This window comes from Deltaproteobacteria bacterium (assembly GCA_030690165.1).
Classification (GTDB): domain Bacteria; phylum Desulfobacterota; class GWC2-55-46; order UBA9637; family UBA9637; genus JACRNJ01.
Genome location: JAUYHF010000001.1, coordinates 19,621 through 37,822 on the forward strand (window position 1 = coordinate 19,621; position 18,202 = coordinate 37,822).

Consider the following 18,202-nt stretch of genomic DNA (forward strand, 5'->3'; position numbering starts at 1 on the left):
TCTCCTTTCATCGAGGTTTTTTGGAATGAACGGTCTCCTGGCTCGGGACTATCTACTTGCCAACCTTCCCATCCATATTAGGATAGTGGTTTAATTTGGCTTTCGTTTCCCTTACAGTTGCGGGACAGCAGAGGATTCTCACCTCTTTCCTCAATTTCATTCCATGAATATTTATAATCATACATCTAAAATATTTTTAACTATCTCATTTATCACCCCCTTCATGCTCATCATGCCTTGCAAACGGCCCATGACTGTGAATGTGCGTAATATCCCCGTGCCTGTGGGTATGCTCATGGATTATATTGACCTTCAGGAGCATGTCCTTATCCCTTAAAACCTCCACCGGCCTGCCGTCTGATACAATTGTATGGTCCTCGCTTAGCACAACCACTCTATCGGCCAAATCCTCTACTATGCTCAGGTCATGCGTTGCCATTACGATGGTCTTCTTTATTTTTCTTAATTCGTCAATGAGTTCAAAGAACCAGACCTGCGTCCGCGGGTCAAGGCCGCCTGTAGGCTCATCCAGAAGAAGGACCTCAGGATTTATTGAAAGCACTGCCGCAATTGCCACCTTTTTCTTTTCTCCGCCGCTTAAGTGATGGGGCTGTCTGTCTTTCAATGGCCTTATGCCCAGCATATCAAGCACATCTTCAATTCGCCGTTTGACCTCATCCTTTGGTATATCTAATTGCAATGGACCGAATGCAATCTCATCCCATACTGTTGGGCAAAATATCTGAACATCCGGTTCCTGAAATACAAAGCCTACCTTGCTTCTGAAAAATCCGGCAAATTCTCCGATCAGGCTGTCTTGCGTCACAACCTTGCCAAGCGCCATGACAGAGCCTTGAACAGGAAATGCAAGGCCGGCCATTATCTTTAACAAGGTTGATTTTCCGCTGCCATTTGCGCCGAGGATGGCCAGACTCTCGCCGCTTTCAACCTGCATGTTTATATCCTTCAGGCCCAAATGCTTATCAGCATAATGATAGCTGACTTTCTCTATGTTGAATACCGTCATTGCAATCCCTTACACCTGCACCGATAGAAGCAGCACAAATATCGCAAATCCCATCCAAATATAATCCCGCCCCCTCATCTTAAAGCTGCTCATGGTTTTTACTTCTCCTGTAAAGCCGCGGGCAGCCATGGCAAGAGAGACTCCCTCTGCAATCTCCATAGACCTTTGCATTATAAACCATATTTGAGAAGCCAGCCACCCCCGTCCTTCTTTTACAGTCAAAGACTTTATAGTCCTCGCCTTTCTTGCCATATGGCTGTCCTCTGCGACCTTTATCAAAACCATTATATATCTGAATGTCATGGAAAGGGCTGTAATAAAAAACCTCGGTATCGGAAAACTCCTGAGCGCCCTGAATATATCCGGGTATCCTGTGGTAAGGATGAAAAGGGATAATATAGAGGCCATCGCCGCTACCCTTAATAAAAATACGGATATATTTTCAAGCCCCTGCCTGGATATATATAAATCAAAATTATTGAAGCTGAATATTTTTACAATAACCGTGCCGGGTGTTATAAAATTAAATGCAGTTGGCAAAACAAGAAAAAGCGTGAATGCAAGAACCGGCAGGGTCCTTCTGAACAGGATAATCACATTTATCCTTGACGCAGCAGACATTGCCGCGGCCATAAATAAAAGCCCTGTGATTGATAATATGCCCTTAAGAAGGGCGGCAGATACAATGAATAAAAGCGCGCCAAAAAGCCTTGCCCTTGGATCAATTGCCTGAAGCAGGCCTCTTTTATTTGAAAAACTTTCAGGTTCCAGAACCTCTTTTAAAAAAGACGCCATTGCCTCTATATTCTTTTCAATAAAACCTCTGCCCCTGCCAACTGCGCGGCATGGACAGAAGCCCACCTCAGTTTTTTTAAGCCAATCGGGTATCTTTACTCCTTTTTCCATATCCTCCCCGCAATATATATTGTCAGCACAATCACTGTGCTGCCAAGCGCAGCAGAAATAACATAGCCAAGGGCTGATTTTACCTGGCTGTCAAAACCAGGGATATTATAACCAGGCATAAGGCTTGTCCAGAATCCCTCAAGCCCTTTTAAACCTTCAGGTATAAATCCTAACAACGTCTTTAATTCCTTTGATGCCCATTCGCCCCATGCAGCGCCTTGAGCCAGAAGTCCAAGGGGTGTAATGAGTATTAAAATGCCCAGCCCTATCCAGAGCGGTCTTAAAGGGTTTGCCGCAGGCCTATACAACACAGCCTCGTTTGTTTTTAAGATATAAGAAACAATCATGGCAGTGCCTATCCCCTCAATAAGACCAAAAAATAAGAGATGGCTTGCGGCCATTGCAGGTATTGTAATGGATAAAGGATACGGCGCATACAAAGGCCTGCCGTCAGGCGAACTTGCTATAAGAGGCTGTATCCCAAGTTCAACTGCTGCTGCAAGGGCAGTAATATTCATAGCAACATAACCTGCAATAAAAAACGCAATCCATTTTCTTTTTTGCCCCGGATTGCCGGCAGCAATAATATGGTATACATAGTAGCCTGCAAAAGGCATCAGGAATGCCATATTAAAAGAGTTCGCCCCAAGTGTTGTAACGCCTCCGTCACCGAATAACAATGCCTGGATGGTAAGGGCAATGGATACTGCCACAACAGCTGCCCACGGCCCAAGCATACAGGCCACAACAACGGCGCCCACCATATGCCCTGTGGTGCCGCCTGGGATTGGGATATTAAACATCATTATCACAAAGGTAAACGCAGCGCTCAGGGCAAGCATGGGTATCTCTTTTGCCTGCAATGTCTTCTGTAGTTTTCTGGCTGCCAGATACCAGACAGGTGACATCGCCAGATACAAAATCCCGCATGTCTTTGGACTTAAATAACCGTCAGGGATGTGCATGTTTCCCATCTGCCATCATCAGCAGCGCATTCACAATGGCAACGGCCACAGTGCTGCCGCCTTTTTTGCCTTTGATGGAAATATACGGCAAATCAAGTTTCATCAATTCTTCCTTTGATTCTTCCGCCCCAACAAAGCCGACAGGGACGCCGATAACAACGGCCGGCCTTGCCTTCTCTTCTTTAATCATCTTTATAAGTTCCAGAAGCGCAGTAGGCGCATTGCCTATAACAACGATACTGCTGTCCATATAGCCTAATGCCTTTTGCATCGCAGCAGCGGTTTTTGTTATATTATCTTTTTGCGCCTGAGCTATCACATCCGCATCTGCCACAAAACATCTGATCTGTCCGCCAAATTTATTAAATCTTTCTCTGCTTATCCCAACCTCTACCATCCTTACATCAGTAATTATATCGGCGCCTCTTGAGATTGCATCTATGCCCGCCTCAATTGCGTTATTGCCGAACCTGACCAAGTCCGCATATTCAAAGTCTGCTGTTGTATGAACCAGCCGTTTTACTATCGGAAGTTCCATTGCGTCAAACCTTGACTCATCAAGCTGCTCGCCTATTATCTTAAAGGATTCTGCTTCAATGGGATGCTGGTTTGGTGAGTGGTGAGCAGGGCAAGGCTTTAGCCGACCCATGATTTGTTCTATCCGCTCTATCGCAACATCTACCAATTTTTCATGATAGCCCAGATGCGGCGCTAAAACAAACTCGAGATTAGGATATTTCTTTTCTGCTGTGCCTATCTCAAAGGGGAGGTCTTTTGTAACATGGCTGCCCATATAAAGAAAATAGGGGTGGACGATTATCTTTTCGGCCCCCTGTTTTACCAAAAGATCAACTGCCTCAGAAAAATCAGGATGTTCAAACTGCAAAAAGGCAGGCTGAACAATGTCGTAGCTGCCCTTTTCCTTAACAGATTTTGCAACTTCATGCAGCGTATTATTTGCCTTTGACACAGGGCTGCCGTGGCCGAGTATGATAATGGCAGTAGACTGTAAAATGGGAATTTTGATTTGGTTCAGAACATCCTCCTTGACCCTTGACCCTCTAAATAAAAATCCCCAGCCTCCGATAAATCAAAGACTGGGGATCAATAAAGATTCTATTAACCCTCACCTTCTTTACCATCGAAGACTTTAGTGAGGCATTACAAATATATCCTGGCAGGTCTCCTGACTTACGGTTCTTCCTACTCTCTGACGCCTTCCCAGTAAAAACCAGTGGCTTATGTGCAGATTTCGTCGCCGTTTACAGTGGCGGGTCCGTGAGGGATTTTCACCCCCTTCCCTATTCTACCCCAATGAAACATCGGGGGCACCTGAATATAACATTTAATTGTAATTTATCTTTATCTTAAATTACGCCCTGTGTCAAGGATAAATATAGTTTTTATGTTTTTACTGCTTGAGATTATTCTTATATTGTGGTATCAAAATCAGCATGAAGATTGTAAAAATAATACTTTTTACTATTATGCTCATTCTCCCTTGCTTACGGCTTGAGGCAAGCGTATATTTGCCTATATATAAGGCGAGTTTCTGGATTGGAAGACTTGGCAATCCTGATGAATCTATACTTACACCAGTGCAGATTGAAAAAATGAATAATACTATCCTTGATGAGAATGATGAAATGGCAAATGTAACAGAATTGGGAGATACGGTTTCAAGACAGGATTTAATAGAATGGCTGTTTGAAGACCCTATCCCGCAGGACAAGGAGATGTTTGACAGAAAAGGACGGGTTATAAAAGGGAACTTCTATAAAGACGTTATGGATAATATAAATACTACCGGGATAACGGAATCTAACGGATTGATATTTGGCGCAATTACAAAAAAGGCGGATATCAGGGCTTTCCCAACAGATGAACCCGTCCTGAAAAGCCCTTCTGCCAAAGACTTCGACGCATTTCAATATTCTACAATATATCCTCCGCAGCCTGTTGCGCTCCTGCATAAAAGCAAGGATGGAAAGTGGGGATTTTTCCAGACACCGTTTGTGAGGGGCTGGATAAAGATGGATAAGATTGCATTTGCAAACAAGAGAACTGACATAATTCCCAACTCCCAACTCCCAACTCCGAACCGTCTTGTAATCACAGGAAGCAGGGTAATGGTGTTTAGAGATAAGAAAAATAATGGGAATGCTGAAATTATTCCTATGGGAACCACATTTGTCCTGCAAGGCGAAGATAAAAATTATTGGATTGTCAAATTCCCTGAAAAAGATAAAGAGGGGCAACTCCAATGGATAGGCGCCTATATCAAAAAGAAAGCAGATACACACATCGGATATCTGGCCTACACAAAACGAAATGTAATAAACCAGGCATTCAAGATATTAGGAGAAGGTTATGGATGGGGAGGAAGGAATGGCCTGAGGGATTGCTCCAGCTTTATAAAGGATGTATTCGCGACAATGGGCATAATCCTTCCGCGGCACTCCAGCCACCAGGCTGCCTCCGGACAGGCGCTGCTAAGTCTTGATGAAGCAGCGCCCCCAGAAGATATAAAAAGGGCTCTCGATTCCGCAGTCCCCGGCATAACACTTTTGGGCCTAAGCGGCCATATAATGCTTTATCTCGGCAATATAAACGGAAGCTATTATAGCCTTCACCAGTTTTTCGGCTATCATGATAAAGACGGTTTTAGAACAGTAAATAAAGCCGTGGTAACAAATCTTGAACTCGGCAAAGGTTCAAAAATGGGCCCGATAAAAAACAGGATAAAGAGTGTAAATCTTCTGGTTTTGGCCGAAACAAACCCCGTTAGAAGTCTCTCTCCGAAGGAGACAAACCATCTTGATAAAGCAATAACATTATCACCAGGAACTTCTAACGGGGCAAATTGAATATGAGGCAGAAGGCTTTACAGTTTACAGTTTGTTGCTTACTGATCAGTGTCTCGTTTGCCGCTGAACCATCTAAAACCAAAAGCGAGGTTGTGAAGAAGGAAAAGCAACTGGAATCCCTGAAAAGAAAGATTGTAGAAAAAAAGAAGGGTTTAGAGTATAATGTCAAAAAAGAACATACTATCCTTGAGGGATTAGAAAGGCTCGACAAGGCCTTGTCTAAAAAAGAGGAAGACATGGCAAATATAGAAAACAGCCTTATGCGGTTAAAAGAGAAAACTCAAGATGTGGATGTCCATATCATTGAATTGGCGCGGGATAAAGAAAGACTCTCCGGGCTTATGATGCAAAGGCTGGCCGCTATGTATAAGATGAAAAAGGGGGGTATAGTAGAGTCTCTTTTTTCATCCAATCCTGTTAATGATATTGGCAGAAGATATAAATATATAAGTAAAATAGTAGAATATGACACTGACCTGTTAAAGGAGTACAAAGAGAATCAATTGCTTCTACAAACAGAAAAGGAGAGGCTTAATGAATTTGAGAAAGAGATGCTTTCGTTAAAAGACGAGATTAAACATAAAAAGAGCGGGGTGGAAGAGGAAAAAGATAAAAAGAGGACCCTTTTAAAAGACATAAGAAAGAAAAAGGATCTGCAGTTTGCAGCGATACGGGAAATGGAAGATGCATCCAAAGAGCTTCAATCATTTTTAGAGAGATTCAAGAATGATATAACCGGAGATGCCGCAAACAGTCATGGGGTCGGCTTTGCTGCTATGCAAGGGCGTCTGCCAATGCCTGTAAACGGGAAGATTGTTTCAATGTACGGAAAGGTAGAGCATCCTAAATTTCATACAATTACCTTTAATAACGGCATTGAGATAGAGGCCCGCTTGGGGACAGAGGTCAGGTCTGTATATAAAGGCAGAGTGGCATATTCAGGGTGGTTCAGAGGTTATGGAAAGGTTGTGATTATAGACCACGGCAACGGCTATTATACCCTGTTTGCCCGCCTTTCAAAGATTGTCAGGGATGTTGATTCCATCGTGGAGAAAGGCGATGTTATTGCGCTTGTGGGTGATACCGGACTAGTAAAGGAGCCGCATCTGTATTTTGAGGTAAGACAAAAGGGAATGCCGCTGGATCCGCTTAACTGGCTGGCATATAATACAAAACAAAAATAAGCTCATAGCTCATAGCTCATGGCTCATAGCTTTTACTATGAGCTATCAACTATCAGCCATCAGCTAAACTGGAGGGAATACATATCATGTTCAAAAAGATGAGGGGGAAGAGGCTTATTGCTCTGGCTGGAATGGCAGTGGTAATAAGTATTTTTTTATGGGGAATAAATCACAGGGTCTCCGCTGTATCTACAAAGGCATATGAGAATATAAGAATATTTACAGATGCTATCTCTATTGTGCAGGAAAATTACGCTGAGGAGGTAGACCCAAAGAATCTTATCTACGGCGCAGTAAAGGGGATGCTCCAGGGGCTTGACCCCCATTCATCCTTTATGGCCCCGGAGGAATATAAAGAAATGCAGGTTGAAACAAAGGGTAGCTTTGGGGGGATCGGCATAGAGATAGGCATTAGGGACGGCATATTGACAGTTATTGCCCCAATCGAAGATACCCCGGCCTTCATAGCAGGAATAAAGGCAGGAGACAGAATAGTAAAGATAGAGGACAAATATACCAAAGATATGAGTATAAATGACGCTGTAAAGTTGATGCGGGGGCCAAAGGGGGCAAAGGTTGCCATCTGGATATTGAGAGAGGGATTGAAGGACCCGCAGGAATTTTCAATTATAAGAGATATTATTACAATAAAGAGCGTAAAGTATAAATCTCTTGAGGAAGGGTTTGGTTATATCCGCATTTCGCAATTCCAGGAAAAGACTGCAAATGACATGGAAGATGCCTTGAATAAGCTTGGTTCTAAGGAGGGAAAACTTAAAGGGCTTATCGTTGATATGAGGAATAATCCGGGCGGACTTTTGCAGCAGGCTGTAGAGGTTTCGAATAAGTTTTTAGACAAGGGATTGATTGTATATACAAAAGGGAGGGTCCCCGGTCAGGATATGAGATTTGAGGCAAGGCCTGGAGGCGCTCACCCTCCGTATCCGATAATCGCCCTGGTTAATGGCGGGAGCGCAAGCGCTTCGGAGATTGTTGCAGGGGCGCTGCAGGATCACAAAAGGGCCGTAATACTTGGGACACAGACATTTGGCAAAGGGTCGGTGCAGACCATTATACCATTAAACGACGGTTCGGCTATAAGGCTTACCACCTCTAAATACTATACCCCCTCAGGCAGGTCTATTCAGGCCAAAGGCATTGAGCCTGATATAGTGGTGGGAGATGTTGTGACAAAAAACCATATAAAAGAAAAAGATCTGGAAAGACATCTTCAGGCAGAAGGCGGCGAACCTGTAAAGCCTGAAAAGGAGAAGAAGATAAAGATGGAAGAAAAAGCTGAAAAAGAAAAGGTAGAGGCAGAGGATGTCCAGCTTAAGAGGGCATTGGATTATCTGAAGAGCTGGTATATATTCCAGGGAATAGTTCAAAAGCCGTCATAAAAGACCTGAAAATGGCAAAGACAAGAAAAAGTAAAAGGGGGCCTTTGTTTTTAAAGGCCCTCTTTATTTTTGGCATTGCGCTGATTCTTTTCATTATCGCCCTTATGGGGTTTATTATATATTCTGATTATAACCCTCTCCCCCCTCAGGTAGCAAAGATAGACAAACCTCCGGCGCCGCCTGTCACGGTTCATATTCCAAAGGCTAAGGTTGCAATAGTTATAGATGATATGGGCCAGGATATAAGGCAGCTGCGGGATATATTGGAAATAGATGCGCCAATATCAATCGCTGTTTTGCCTTTTTTGCCATATTCAAAAGATATTGCAACAGAGGCAGGCTCAAAAGGCAGGGAGGTCCTCCTGCATCTTCCCATGGAGCCAAAGGATTCTAATAATAATGACCCAGGGAAAGGGGCGGTGTTTACAGATATGACCGAGGCTCAGGTTGCCGAGCAGGTTAGGAGGGATATAGAGGCAGTTCCATATATTACAGGCGTAAACAACCACATGGGGTCAAGGTTTACAGAGGATGAGAGATTGATGCGCATAGTGCTGAATATAGCAAAGACAAAAAACCTCTTTTTCCTGGACAGCAAGACCACCAGCAAATCTACCGGTTACAGATTGGCAAAGGGAATGGAGGTCAAAGCGGCAAGCAGGCAGGTGTTTCTGGATAATGAAGAGGACATAAATTATATAAAAGACCAGATACTTGAACTTGTAGAGATTGCAAAAAAAAGGGGCAGCGCAATTGCCATAGGCCATCCGCATCCATCTACAATTGCAGCCCTGAAAGAGATGATCCCCCTGCTTAATAAAGATGTGGATATTGTAACTGTTTCTTCGCTAATTGACAGTATAAAGGAATAATGGTAAAAAAATACAGGCAATAGGCAAGAGGCTATGGAAACGGGGCAAAACCTATCTTTCCTATCGCCTATAGCCTGTCTTAAGGGGGGGGTTGATGAGCATTCTTGTTGTTGGTTCTGTTGCATTTGATTCAGTTGAAACGCCGTTTGGGAAGGCAGACAATGTGCTTGGAGGGTCGGCAACCTATTTTTCAACATCTGCCAGTTATTTTTCTGAAGTTAAATTAGTGGCTGTAGTTGGTGAGGATTTTCCGGATGAGCATATTGATTTCCTGAAAAATAAAGGGGTGGATGTAAATGGCTTGAAAAGGGTGCAGGGAAAGACATTCCGCTGGCAAGGGAGTTATGACTATGATTTAAACGAAGCCCATACCCTTGCAACCCATCTGAATGTGTTTGAAAAATTCAAACCTGAGATACCATTGGCCTACCAAAATACACCGTATGTATTTCTTGCAAACATTGACCCTGTTATTCAATTAGATGTCCTTCTTCAGGTTGAAAAACCCAAATTTGTTGCATGCGATACAATGAATTTCTGGATAGAGGGCAAACCTCAGGACTTAAAAAGGCTTTTATCAAAGGTTGACCTCTTTGTTTTAAACGAAGGCGAGGCAAGGGAATTCGCCGGAGAGCCTAATCTGGTAAGGGCTGCAAAACAGATACTGTCGTACGGCCCGAAAACACTTATAATAAAAAGGGGGGAATACGGGGCGCTGATGTTTAATGGCAATTCCGTATTTTCCGCGCCGGCCTACCCGCTGGAATCAATATTTGACCCGACAGGCGCAGGAGACAGTTTTGCCGGGGGCCTGATGGGGTATCTTGCAAATACAGACGATACAAGCGAGGCCAATATAAGGCAGGCCATTATCTTCGGCAGCGTTATGGCGTCATTTAATGTGGAGGATTTCAGCCTGAACAGGATGAAAACATTGACTCTAAAGGAGATACATGACAGATACAGAGAATTTAAGCAATTGACCCATTTTGAGGATATATGATAATGACAAAAACAACCTCTAAAAACCACAGGGGGATGGCGATAGCCATCTCTTTTTTTTTATTATATGGCTGCGCGCCCTACACCGGTATCATCAAAGAAAATACTCGTCAACGTTCGGCTGAGTTCACGCCAAAGCCGGATTTTTATATAAATAATGTCCCATTCTTTCCGCAGAAAAGATATTATTGCGGCCCGGCCTCGCTTGCAAGCGTAATGAATTTTTATGGGGTCTCTGTATCAGAAGAAGAAATAGCAAAAGAGGTTTATAATCCGAAGCTCTCCGGCGCCCTCTCAATGGATATCCTGATATATGCAAAGGCAAAGGGATTTGATGCCTTCTATTACAAGAGAAGTCTGGAAGATATAAAAAAAGATATATCCATGGGAAGACCTGTAATACTGTTTTTAGACCTGGGCTACTTTTTCTACCCTATAAGGCATTATATAGTGGCCACAGGATATAATGATGAAATGGGTTATTTAATAGCCCATTCAGGCATGGAAAAGGATAAAATATTTTCTTACAAGGAAATACAATCAGCATGGGAAAAAACAGGGTTTGGAACAATTTTGGTTTTACCAAAGGGAAAGTGATGCATAAAATGAGGAGAGGTTATGGGCGATGGGCTATAGGCTACGGTTTTACTATTGCCCATTGCCTATTGCCTATTGCCTGTTTTATTCTTTGGGGTTGCGCAGGCCATCAGATAATCATCACCAAAGACCCTTTAAAGGCTGAGGAGCATATAAAACTTGCTCAGGTTTATGAAACAAAAGGGGAGATAGAACTCGCGGTCGAAGAATATAAAAAGATATTAGAAGAGGACAAGACAAACCCTATGGCATATTTTGGATTAGGTAATATATCTTATAAAAAGGGCAAATACACAGATGCAGAAAATTATTACAAAAAGGCAATAGCAACCGCCGATGCGGACGACCCAAGAAATGCCATGTTCTATAACAATCTTAGCTGGATATATATTGATACTAACAAAGAACTAAAACAGGCGGAAACCCTGACTCAAAAGGCCATGCTTTTAGATGATGAAGGGGGCCGCATATATCTTGATACGCTCGGCGTTATATATACAAAATTAAAAGAGTATGCAAAGGCCGAGGAGGCGCTGCTCTCTGCCTTAAAAAATGCGCCTGATGATAAAACCGCCTTAAGGCATATTAACATGCACCTCTTTGAACTTTACCGGACACAAGGCGCTAATGATAAAATGCGCGAAATAGCTGAACGGCTTAAAGGGCTTGATAAATGATAATTAAACCAAAAGATAGGCTTATATTCGCCCTTGATGTACCTTCTCTTCAGGAGGTAAAAAAATGGGTCAGGCTTCTTAAGGGATATGCCGGGGTATTCAAGGTCGGCAAGGAACTGTTCACAGCCTGCGGGCCAAAGGTTATAGATACAATACACCAAAGCAACGGCGAGGTGTTTCTTGATTTAAAATTTCATGATATCCCGAATACAGTCGCAAAGGCAGGGGCTGTTGCTGCCAGGCTTGGCGTAAAGATGTTCAATGTCCATACCCTTGGCGGTCTTGATATGATGAAGGCTGTCAGAAAAGCAGTAGATACAGCCTGTAAGAAAGATAACAGGCCTATTATCCTCGGCGTTACAATCTTAACAAGCATGAATGAAAAGGCAATGAAAGAGGTAGGCATACAGGGGCCTGTAAAAAAGAGGGTTCTCTATCTTGCGGGGCTGGCAAAAAAGGCAGGGCTTGACGGTGTTGTAGCATCGCCGTTAGAGGCTAAAGATATTAAAAGAAGGTTTGGAAAAGACTTTATCATAGTAACGCCCGGCATACGGATGCCCGACTCAAAACCAGATGACCAGAACCGCACTATGACGCCAAAACAGGCGATTGCCGCAGGCGCGGATTATATAGTGGTAGGCAGGCCGATAAAGGAGGCAAAAAAACCGGTTGAGGCGGCAAGAAGGATATTGGAAGAAATGCGATACAATGAAGCAAAAATCTAAAAGATTTGAAGCATCCACTAAAAAACTCCACAGGCTCATTGCCATCCTGCGTATGCTTGACAGCCGCGAAAGATGCACACTGAAAAAGCTTGCCGAGAAATTTTGTATTTCAACACGCACTATAGAAAGAGATATAGAAGACCTCAATTCAGCAGGGTTTTCCATTATCTTTGTCAAAGAAGAGAATACCTACAAATTTACCGACTCTGACTATACCTTAAGAGACCTTGACCTGAACAAAGATGAACTCGCCTTCATGCTTATCGGCAGGCAGTTTGCCCACAACCTCGGCAAGCCGTTTGAAAAGGCCTGCCAGTCGCTCCTAAAAAAGGCTCACAAAGATACCGGCATAAAAACCCGTGAACGAATAAAGGGGGTAGAGGAAAAGCCTCATTTCTGGGTGGGTATGGACCAGATGGAGGAATTTGAAACAGTTGAAAAACAGTATAATGCAATTAACGAGGCAATGGACAGAAAGCAAGAGGTTGAAATCTTATATAAAGCTATGAAAAACCAGGAAGAGACCAGAAGAAACATTGCGCCATATGTCCTATTTTTCCATGAAGGACTCTGGTATGTCATCGGATACTGCCATCTCCGCAACGAAATAAGATTCCTCGCCTTGGATTGCATTAAAGAAATCAAAATAACCAATGACTCCTATACTATCCCGGATGATTTTGATATCAACGAATATTTTAAGCCGGGCTGGCGCATGAGGCGATATGGCGCTCCTGTGGAAGTGGTTTTGAAATTCTCGGAACGCTATGCCCGATGGATAAAGCGCAGAAAGTGGCATCCCACACGGGTCATAGAGGAGCAGAAAGACGGTTCTATTATCTTTAAGGTAAAGGTGGAGGGAACAGTTGAACTCAAATGGTGGATATATCACTGGATACCGCATGTTGAGGTATTGTCTCCGCCAGAACTTAAACAAGAGATGATTGAGGAGATGAGGGGGATGCTGGAGGTTTATGAGAAGAATGCCTGATGCCTTTTCAAGCATATTGACATACATTGTAATTTAATGTAATATATTGACATACAAGGAGGTGATTTTGCATGCCTACCATTCAAAAAAGTCTAAGGATGCCGGAAGAAATAATAAAAGAGATAGAAGACCTCTCAAGAGATTCTGCAATGGATTTTACCGCTGCAGTCAATGAACTTCTTGAGGAAGCGCTCAAGATGCACCGCTGTCCCGGCGTAGTATTTACTGAAGGCACGAGCGGAAAGAGGGCGAGGATTGCCGGCGCCGGCATTGAGGTATGGGAGGTTGTTGCAGCCTACAAAAGTGTTGGAGAGGATTTTAAGAGACTAAAAAAAACATATCACTGGCTTACAGACCAACAACTTAAAACTGCCATAGGATATTACAGGCTTTATCCTGAAGAGATAGATGCTATCGTATCTGAAAATGAAGGCTTAACCCAGAAAGAGATTCAAAGAAAATATCCATTTCTTTCGGCAGGCAAACAGTGAAGTATTATCTTGATGAAGATTTAAGCCCTAATATTGCAGAAATCCTGAAAAAACAGGGTATAGACGCAGTAAGCGTCCATGAAATTGAGATGACAGGGGCAAGCGACCTTGAACAACTTGAATATGCGGCTTCTAAAAAACGGTGCATGGTAACACGCAATAGAAACGATTTTATCCGTCTTACTGTCCAGTTTTTCAACGAAAACAGACCTCACTTCGGCGTCTTGATCGTGCCATACTCTTACCCGGGAGACAGATTAAGCTCCATAGCAGATGCCCTCAAGCGATACGCCTTGAATCATAAAGACGGAATGTCATCTTACGGCATAGATTTTATTTAGGGTTTCATAAGCGCTTCTTTCTAAACACAAGCGCCATAAGGCTGTCGGTTGGGTGGTATGTTATAAATAAAAATGTGGGAAGGTGTCCAATAAATACCCAATAAATAATTGTCACTAATCTGACGCTCTTTTTGAGGATTACCTGACGCTTAGTTATGGTATAATAACGCGCCGTGTTTATAAATGAGCAACGAGTGCCTCTATTGAGGTAATGCTATTTTGGCGGTATTCTTCCTTTACCTGCACTCGATGTCCATTTATGGTTTGCTTCCCAGCAACCAGTTTTGAAAACGGCTGGCCTTTCGCGAAAGCAACGACGCCGGTTGTTTGGAAGTCCCTAATTTCGACGAAACCGTTTCCAATCATATCAAATGTAAAAATGTCCGGGTTGGTTTTTATCAAGCTTTCAATGTCGCGCTGAATAGCATTTAGCACTGCTGCATACGCTGTGGCCGCTCCCACCATATACTGTGTCAGGCGATTTTTTGCAATTAGATGCACCTTGGGTAGTGCCCGATTTGCTGCCCTGAGTTTTGTAGCGAAGGCATAGGACGAATATATCTCGGAAGGCAGCTTTAACCCGTAAATAAGCGAAAAAGCGTTTTGGATTGCTCGACGTGAAGAGTCATCTGCCATCACTGGCAAAATGATCCTATCCGTTGTTGCGAGGGCAATCTGTGTGTAAAGAGAAAAGCTAGGATTACAGTCCATAAAAACAGTGTCGTACTCGTTATTGAGTTGATCTAAAAAAATCTTTAACCAATCAATAACCGCAAGCCATGCATTTACCCCCGGTATGTTCCCATTGGCCAATGTGTTGACGGCGTTGGCTTGTAGCTCTAGCAGCGGATCACCGCACACCAAATCGATATTAGAAGAGATTGCCCCGTTGTACTCGCTAGGCTTGGTGATGAAGTCCTGGGCATTGAACGCGGGTGGTGCATACGGTGATGGAAGACGGAGCTGAAAGTACCCACCCAAGCTGCATCGCGGTACACGCCCCTGTCGCTCAAGCAATTTCTCGCTCCCACTGTGGTTCAACCCGCCCAAAAACAACTCAGACAAATTTGCCTGTGGACAAATGTCTATGGCCAAAACCCTCTTGGTTGGATACTTCTCTGCGTACCTCACGATTGATTGAAATGCCAAGCTTGTCTTGCCTGTACCACCTTTGTTATTCCAAAAAGCGTATTTCATGTCCATGTTTTTCTCCTTATAGTTTATTTTATATAGGACAATTCAGTGTCCATAATTAGCATAATACAGAAAAATAAGGATGTTGTCAAGTCTAAAATAGACCTATTGGTGTAACATAATATATAAATCATATATAGAAGCGACAGTGTCAGGTCTCTATGGACTGTTGCCCAAATATATTTATCTTCCAAATTGCTGTTCTTTTGTGTCATTCCCACGGGGAGCAATGAGTGACCGTCTTCTTTGCAACCAATGATATGGAGGGGCTTGACCACGCTTCACTCAGGCGGTTTAAGTTTAAGATAGAGTTCAGACCGCTTACGCCTGATGGGAATCTGCGTTTTTATAGCTCATTATTAAAAGAATTGCCGAAAGGAGAATTGTCAGAAGAAGAAATCAGCGTGTTAAAGTGTACAAAAAATCTTACCCCTGGCGACTTTGCTGTGGTAAAGGATCAGATGTCTTTTGCAGACCCTTCGGCCATTACCCATAAGATGATGATAGAGGCGCTGGCCAATGAGGTTAGATATAAGAAGGAAGCAAAAGTGGTGGGGTTTTAGCTGTAAGTTTTAAGCCTTATCTCCGGCTTCAAAATCCTGTTTCACCCTATCCAGCGCAGTCTTATCAGCAATCAGCTCCGCTGCTGTCAATGCCAGGCATTTTGCCCCTTCCATAATGGCGTTTTTGCCGTCCTCTGTAATTGTCGCATCTGCAAATTCCCTTGTATGGATATTTATATCCCTCCTGAGAAGTATGTGCGGATGGATTGTAGGCAAGATATGAGATACATTGCCGATGTCAGATGAGCCTGCATTTTTATCCAGAGGGAGATCATCTTCCTGAAAGCCAAGGGATTGCATCTGCCTTCTGTATATGTCCGCAAATGCCTTGTTCATCTTTAACGGCGCATTCATATCAGCGCCTTCTTCTATAACCAATTGACAGCCTGTTGCCGATGCAGCGCCTCTTGCGCAATTTAAGACCCTTTCTTTTACAGAATAAAGCTCGTCTAAATCCTTTGCCCTGACATAAAAACTGGCAGAGGCCTTTTCAGGGATTATATTTGGCGCTGCGCCTCCCTCGGTTATAATGCCGTGAATCCTTACATCGCCTCTCAACTGCTGTCTCATGGCATTTATGGAATTAAAGGTCTGGATAACAGCATCAAGAGCATTTATACCCTCTTCAGGATATGCAGATGCATGGCTTGCCTTGCCTTTGAAATGAAGATTAAGCCTGATTAGGCCAAGAAAAATCCTTGACACCATCCGCTTTGAAGACGGATGCGCCATCATTGCTGCATCAAGCCCTTCGAATACACCCGCCTTTATCATGGCAATCTTCCCTACACCAATCTCCTCTGCAGGCGTGCCAAGCACAACTATGCTTCCGCCTATCTTTGAAATCACATTTGAAACCGCAATGGCAGCGCCGATGGACGCAACACCTGAGATGTTATGGCCGCAACCGTGTCCTATTTGTGGTAGCGCATCCATCTCCACAAGAAGGGCAATTGCAGGCCTTTTGCTGCCAAAACCGGCGTTAAATGCGGTCTCAAGTCCGGCGACATTCTTATAAACCTTAAAACCGGATTCTTCCAATATGGAAATACAGGCAAGAGAGGTTTTATATTCTTTCAGCCCTGTTTCCGGATTGCGGTAAAAATCACAGCTTAAGGAAAAAAGCCTGTCCTTAAGTCCATCAAGGATGTTTAATATCTGCGTTTTTACTTCAGTCACCTGCATAACGAAATTAGCTCCTTAATATCCTCAATTATTACATCTGCCCCAGCCTCTTCTAATTCCTGCCTTCCCCTGAAGCCGTAGGCAGCCCCGATGGTTATAACCTCTGCCTTTTTTCCTGCCTCAATATCTATCATACTATCCCCTATAAATACAGTCTCTTTTGGCGAGGCATTGAGCTCTTTTAAGATTATCTCTATTGCCTCTGGCGCAGGCTTCTTATTCTGCACGTTGTCTCCGCCGACTATCTTCTTGAAATAATCTGAAATACTTAGTCCATCCAAAATTTTTTGCGTTAGATTTAACGGCTTATTTGTAGCCACAGCAAGTTTTTTATTCTTAAAATGCCTCAGAACATCTGCTGCGTTGGGATACAGTTTGGTCTTTACCAATAAATGCCCGCTATAATATCCCATAAATATCTCCCGCGCCTCTTTTAGAAGATTATGTCTTTCCTCAGGCAACACCTTTTCAAGAAGCACCTTAACACCCCAGCCGATACGCTCTTTTATTGCCTGATACGAAAGCTCTTCAAACTCCATTTGCCTGAGCGTCTTATTCACTGCCCAGGCAATGTCTTCGCTTGAATCAATGAGCGTGCCGTCTAAATCAAAGATTATTAGTTCTGTCCTGAACATTCTACTCCTTTATATTTAAAAGGTATGGCAACAAAAAAGCCCGCCCCGATGTTACACCGGGACAGGCTTCTTTAGGTTATATCATGACCTTTGTTTACTCAGGCATCACATTTGCTGCCTGAGGACCTTTTGGTCCTTTTACGACATCAAACTGCACCTTCTGACCTTCTTTCAGGGTCTTAAAACCATCGCCTGAAATAGCAGTAAAGTGAACAAAGACATCTTCGCCAGACTCTTGTTCAAGAAATCCATAACCTTTGGACTCATTGAACCATTTTACTGTTCCATTTGCCATTGCACAAAACCTCCTTTCAAAAATTTTCATAAGCTATAGAGGTTTTGCGTTTCAAAGCTTAAACCCAACAAAACAAAACAAGCTACAACTTACTTAGGCTGAAACTTTACCAAAAAAATATATAAATGTCAAGGATTTAAAACTAACGGTAATGTATTATTTCTTGTGTCAGAAGCAAGAAAGGGGTATCTCCATGGTAAGCCAATACCAAAACAAAAGGAGGATACCCCATGACTCAAAGAGCCACAATAGAGAATTATGCACAGGCAGTAAGGATAGTCAAGG

At 43.2% G+C, this 18,202-nt stretch carries 20 protein-coding genes and 2 riboswitches; of the genes, 12 read left to right on the forward strand and 8 right to left on the reverse strand.

Annotated elements, in window-relative coordinates; genetic code table 11:
- Positions 1-10 precede the first annotated feature (10 nt).
- Positions 11-190, reverse strand: a riboswitch (cobalamin riboswitch).
- 15 nt (positions 191-205) lie between these two features.
- From Q8P28_00140 to Q8P28_00155, 4 genes are read right to left on the reverse strand one after another with little or no spacing between them, the layout of a single operon-like run.
- Positions 206-1,027 (reverse strand): ABC transporter ATP-binding protein, encoded by an 822-nt coding sequence (locus tag Q8P28_00140; protein MDP2681206.1) that lies wholly within the window; start codon positions 1,025-1,027, stop codon positions 206-208.
- A 9-nt stretch (positions 1,028-1,036) separates the two neighbouring features.
- Positions 1,037-1,933: a cobalt ECF transporter T component CbiQ gene (gene cbiQ / locus Q8P28_00145; protein MDP2681207.1), complete on the reverse strand. Its 897-nt coding sequence runs from the start codon at positions 1,931-1,933 to the stop codon at positions 1,037-1,039.
- The gene (gene cbiM, locus Q8P28_00150) at positions 1,918-2,907 is read right to left on the reverse strand and encodes a cobalt transporter CbiM (GenBank protein MDP2681208.1); all 990 of its coding nucleotides are present in this window, start codon (positions 2,905-2,907) and stop codon (positions 1,918-1,920) included. The genes cbiQ and cbiM overlap by 16 nt, the downstream gene beginning before the upstream one ends.
- A complete protein-coding gene (locus tag Q8P28_00155; protein ID MDP2681209.1) occupies positions 2,885-3,868 on the reverse strand; it encodes a precorrin-8X methylmutase in 984 nt (327 codons plus the stop codon). Before Q8P28_00155 ends, cbiM begins: the two co-directional genes overlap by 23 nt.
- 188 nt (positions 3,869-4,056) lie before the next feature.
- Positions 4,057-4,249: riboswitch (cobalamin riboswitch) on the reverse strand.
- Positions 4,250-4,352: 103 nt separating this feature from the next.
- On the opposite strand from Q8P28_00155, the gene Q8P28_00160 reads away from it, so the two are divergent.
- The 11 genes from Q8P28_00160 to Q8P28_00210 all read left to right on the forward strand — a co-directional run bounded on the left by Q8P28_00160 (position 4,353) and on the right by Q8P28_00210 (position 14,045).
- Positions 4,353-5,765 carry an SH3 domain-containing protein gene (locus Q8P28_00160; GenBank protein MDP2681210.1) on the forward strand — a complete coding sequence of 471 codons (1,413 nt, stop codon included), beginning with the start codon at positions 4,353-4,355 and terminating at the stop codon, positions 5,763-5,765.
- 2 nt (positions 5,766-5,767) lie between these two features.
- Entirely contained in the window at positions 5,768-6,949 is a 1,182-nt protein-coding gene (locus Q8P28_00165) for a peptidoglycan DD-metalloendopeptidase family protein (protein MDP2681211.1), read from the forward strand.
- An 86-nt stretch (positions 6,950-7,035) separates the two neighbouring features.
- A complete protein-coding gene (locus tag Q8P28_00170) occupies positions 7,036-8,349 on the forward strand; it encodes a S41 family peptidase (GenBank protein MDP2681212.1) in 1,314 nt (437 codons plus the stop codon).
- 11 nt (positions 8,350-8,360) lie between these two features.
- Positions 8,361-9,221 carry a divergent polysaccharide deacetylase family protein gene (locus tag Q8P28_00175; protein MDP2681213.1) on the forward strand — a complete coding sequence of 287 codons (861 nt, stop codon included), beginning with the start codon at positions 8,361-8,363 and terminating at the stop codon, positions 9,219-9,221.
- A gap of 94 nt (positions 9,222-9,315) precedes the next feature.
- Entirely contained in the window at positions 9,316-10,224 is a 909-nt protein-coding gene (locus Q8P28_00180; protein ID MDP2681214.1) for a PfkB family carbohydrate kinase, read from the forward strand.
- 2 nt (positions 10,225-10,226) lie between these two features.
- Positions 10,227-10,820 (forward strand): C39 family peptidase, encoded by a 594-nt coding sequence (locus tag Q8P28_00185; protein ID MDP2681215.1) that lies wholly within the window; start codon positions 10,227-10,229, stop codon positions 10,818-10,820.
- 8 nt (positions 10,821-10,828) lie between these two features.
- Positions 10,829-11,497, forward strand: coding sequence for a tetratricopeptide repeat protein (locus tag Q8P28_00190; protein MDP2681216.1), 669 nt, complete (start codon positions 10,829-10,831; stop codon positions 11,495-11,497).
- Positions 11,494-12,222 carry an orotidine-5'-phosphate decarboxylase gene (pyrF, locus tag Q8P28_00195; GenBank protein ID MDP2681217.1) on the forward strand — a complete coding sequence of 243 codons (729 nt, stop codon included), beginning with the start codon at positions 11,494-11,496 and terminating at the stop codon, positions 12,220-12,222. Before Q8P28_00190 ends, pyrF begins: the two co-directional genes overlap by 4 nt.
- Positions 12,206-13,213: a transcriptional regulator gene (locus Q8P28_00200; GenBank protein ID MDP2681218.1), complete on the forward strand. Its 1,008-nt coding sequence runs from the start codon at positions 12,206-12,208 to the stop codon at positions 13,211-13,213. The genes pyrF and Q8P28_00200 overlap by 17 nt, the downstream gene beginning before the upstream one ends.
- Positions 13,214-13,284: 71 nt before the next feature.
- Positions 13,285-13,704 (forward strand): DUF433 domain-containing protein, encoded by a 420-nt coding sequence (locus tag Q8P28_00205; protein ID MDP2681219.1) that lies wholly within the window; start codon positions 13,285-13,287, stop codon positions 13,702-13,704.
- Positions 13,701-14,045, forward strand: a complete 345-nt coding sequence (locus tag Q8P28_00210) for a DUF5615 family PIN-like protein (protein MDP2681220.1) — start codon at positions 13,701-13,703, stop codon at positions 14,043-14,045. The genes Q8P28_00205 and Q8P28_00210 overlap by 4 nt, the downstream gene beginning before the upstream one ends.
- A 177-nt stretch (positions 14,046-14,222) precedes the next feature.
- Here Q8P28_00210 and Q8P28_00215 read toward each other — a convergent pair whose 3' ends face one another.
- Entirely contained in the window at positions 14,223-15,248 is a 1,026-nt protein-coding gene (locus tag Q8P28_00215; GenBank protein ID MDP2681221.1) for a ParA family protein, read from the reverse strand.
- A gap of 224 nt (positions 15,249-15,472) precedes the next feature.
- Here Q8P28_00215 and Q8P28_00220 point away from each other — a divergent pair, with 224 nt between their 5' ends.
- Complete coding sequence (locus tag Q8P28_00220) at positions 15,473-15,802, forward strand: hypothetical protein (GenBank protein MDP2681222.1); 330 nt, start codon at positions 15,473-15,475, stop codon at positions 15,800-15,802.
- A gap of 9 nt (positions 15,803-15,811) precedes the next feature.
- On the opposite strand, the gene Q8P28_00225 is transcribed toward Q8P28_00220, so the two are convergent.
- From Q8P28_00225 to Q8P28_00235, 3 genes are all read right to left on the reverse strand, one after another.
- On the reverse strand, positions 15,812-16,987 hold the full coding sequence (locus Q8P28_00225; protein ID MDP2681223.1) for a M20 family metallopeptidase: 1,176 nt from the start codon (positions 16,985-16,987) through the stop codon (positions 15,812-15,814).
- A complete protein-coding gene (locus Q8P28_00230; protein ID MDP2681224.1) occupies positions 16,978-17,622 on the reverse strand; it encodes an HAD-IA family hydrolase in 645 nt (214 codons plus the stop codon). The genes Q8P28_00225 and Q8P28_00230 overlap by 10 nt, the downstream gene beginning before the upstream one ends.
- 94 nt (positions 17,623-17,716) lie before the next feature.
- Positions 17,717-17,917, reverse strand: a complete 201-nt coding sequence (locus tag Q8P28_00235) for a cold-shock protein (protein MDP2681225.1) — start codon at positions 17,915-17,917, stop codon at positions 17,717-17,719.
- Between the last annotated feature and the right edge of the window lie 285 nt (positions 17,918-18,202).

Coding starts and splice junctions, on each gene's coding strand:
- pyrF (MDP2681217.1), top strand. CDS start 11,494: ATGATAATTAAACCAAAAGATAGGCTTATATTCGCCCTTGATGTACCT.
- Q8P28_00230 (MDP2681224.1), bottom strand. CDS start 17,622: ATGTTCAGGACAGAACTAATAATCTTTGATTTAGACGGCACGCTCATT.
- Q8P28_00180 (MDP2681214.1), top strand. CDS start 9,316: ATGAGCATTCTTGTTGTTGGTTCTGTTGCATTTGATTCAGTTGAAACG.
- Q8P28_00160 (MDP2681210.1), top strand. CDS start 4,353: ATGAAGATTGTAAAAATAATACTTTTTACTATTATGCTCATTCTCCCT.
- Q8P28_00185 (MDP2681215.1), top strand. CDS start 10,227: ATGACAAAAACAACCTCTAAAAACCACAGGGGGATGGCGATAGCCATC.
- Q8P28_00215 (MDP2681221.1), bottom strand. CDS start 15,248: ATGGACATGAAATACGCTTTTTGGAATAACAAAGGTGGTACAGGCAAG.
- Q8P28_00165 (MDP2681211.1), top strand. CDS start 5,768: ATGAGGCAGAAGGCTTTACAGTTTACAGTTTGTTGCTTACTGATCAGT.
- Q8P28_00205 (MDP2681219.1), top strand. CDS start 13,285: ATGCCTACCATTCAAAAAAGTCTAAGGATGCCGGAAGAAATAATAAAA.
- cbiM (MDP2681208.1), bottom strand. CDS start 2,907: ATGGGAAACATGCACATCCCTGACGGTTATTTAAGTCCAAAGACATGC.
- Q8P28_00200 (MDP2681218.1), top strand. CDS start 12,206: ATGAAGCAAAAATCTAAAAGATTTGAAGCATCCACTAAAAAACTCCAC.
- Q8P28_00225 (MDP2681223.1), bottom strand. CDS start 16,987: ATGCAGGTGACTGAAGTAAAAACGCAGATATTAAACATCCTTGATGGA.
- Q8P28_00170 (MDP2681212.1), top strand. CDS start 7,036: ATGTTCAAAAAGATGAGGGGGAAGAGGCTTATTGCTCTGGCTGGAATG.
- cbiQ (MDP2681207.1), bottom strand. CDS start 1,933: ATGGAAAAAGGAGTAAAGATACCCGATTGGCTTAAAAAAACTGAGGTG.
- Q8P28_00190 (MDP2681216.1), top strand. CDS start 10,829: ATGAGGAGAGGTTATGGGCGATGGGCTATAGGCTACGGTTTTACTATT.
- Q8P28_00235 (MDP2681225.1), bottom strand. CDS start 17,917: ATGGCAAATGGAACAGTAAAATGGTTCAATGAGTCCAAAGGTTATGGA.
- Q8P28_00140 (MDP2681206.1), bottom strand. CDS start 1,027: ATGACGGTATTCAACATAGAGAAAGTCAGCTATCATTATGCTGATAAG.
- Q8P28_00175 (MDP2681213.1), top strand. CDS start 8,361: ATGGCAAAGACAAGAAAAAGTAAAAGGGGGCCTTTGTTTTTAAAGGCC.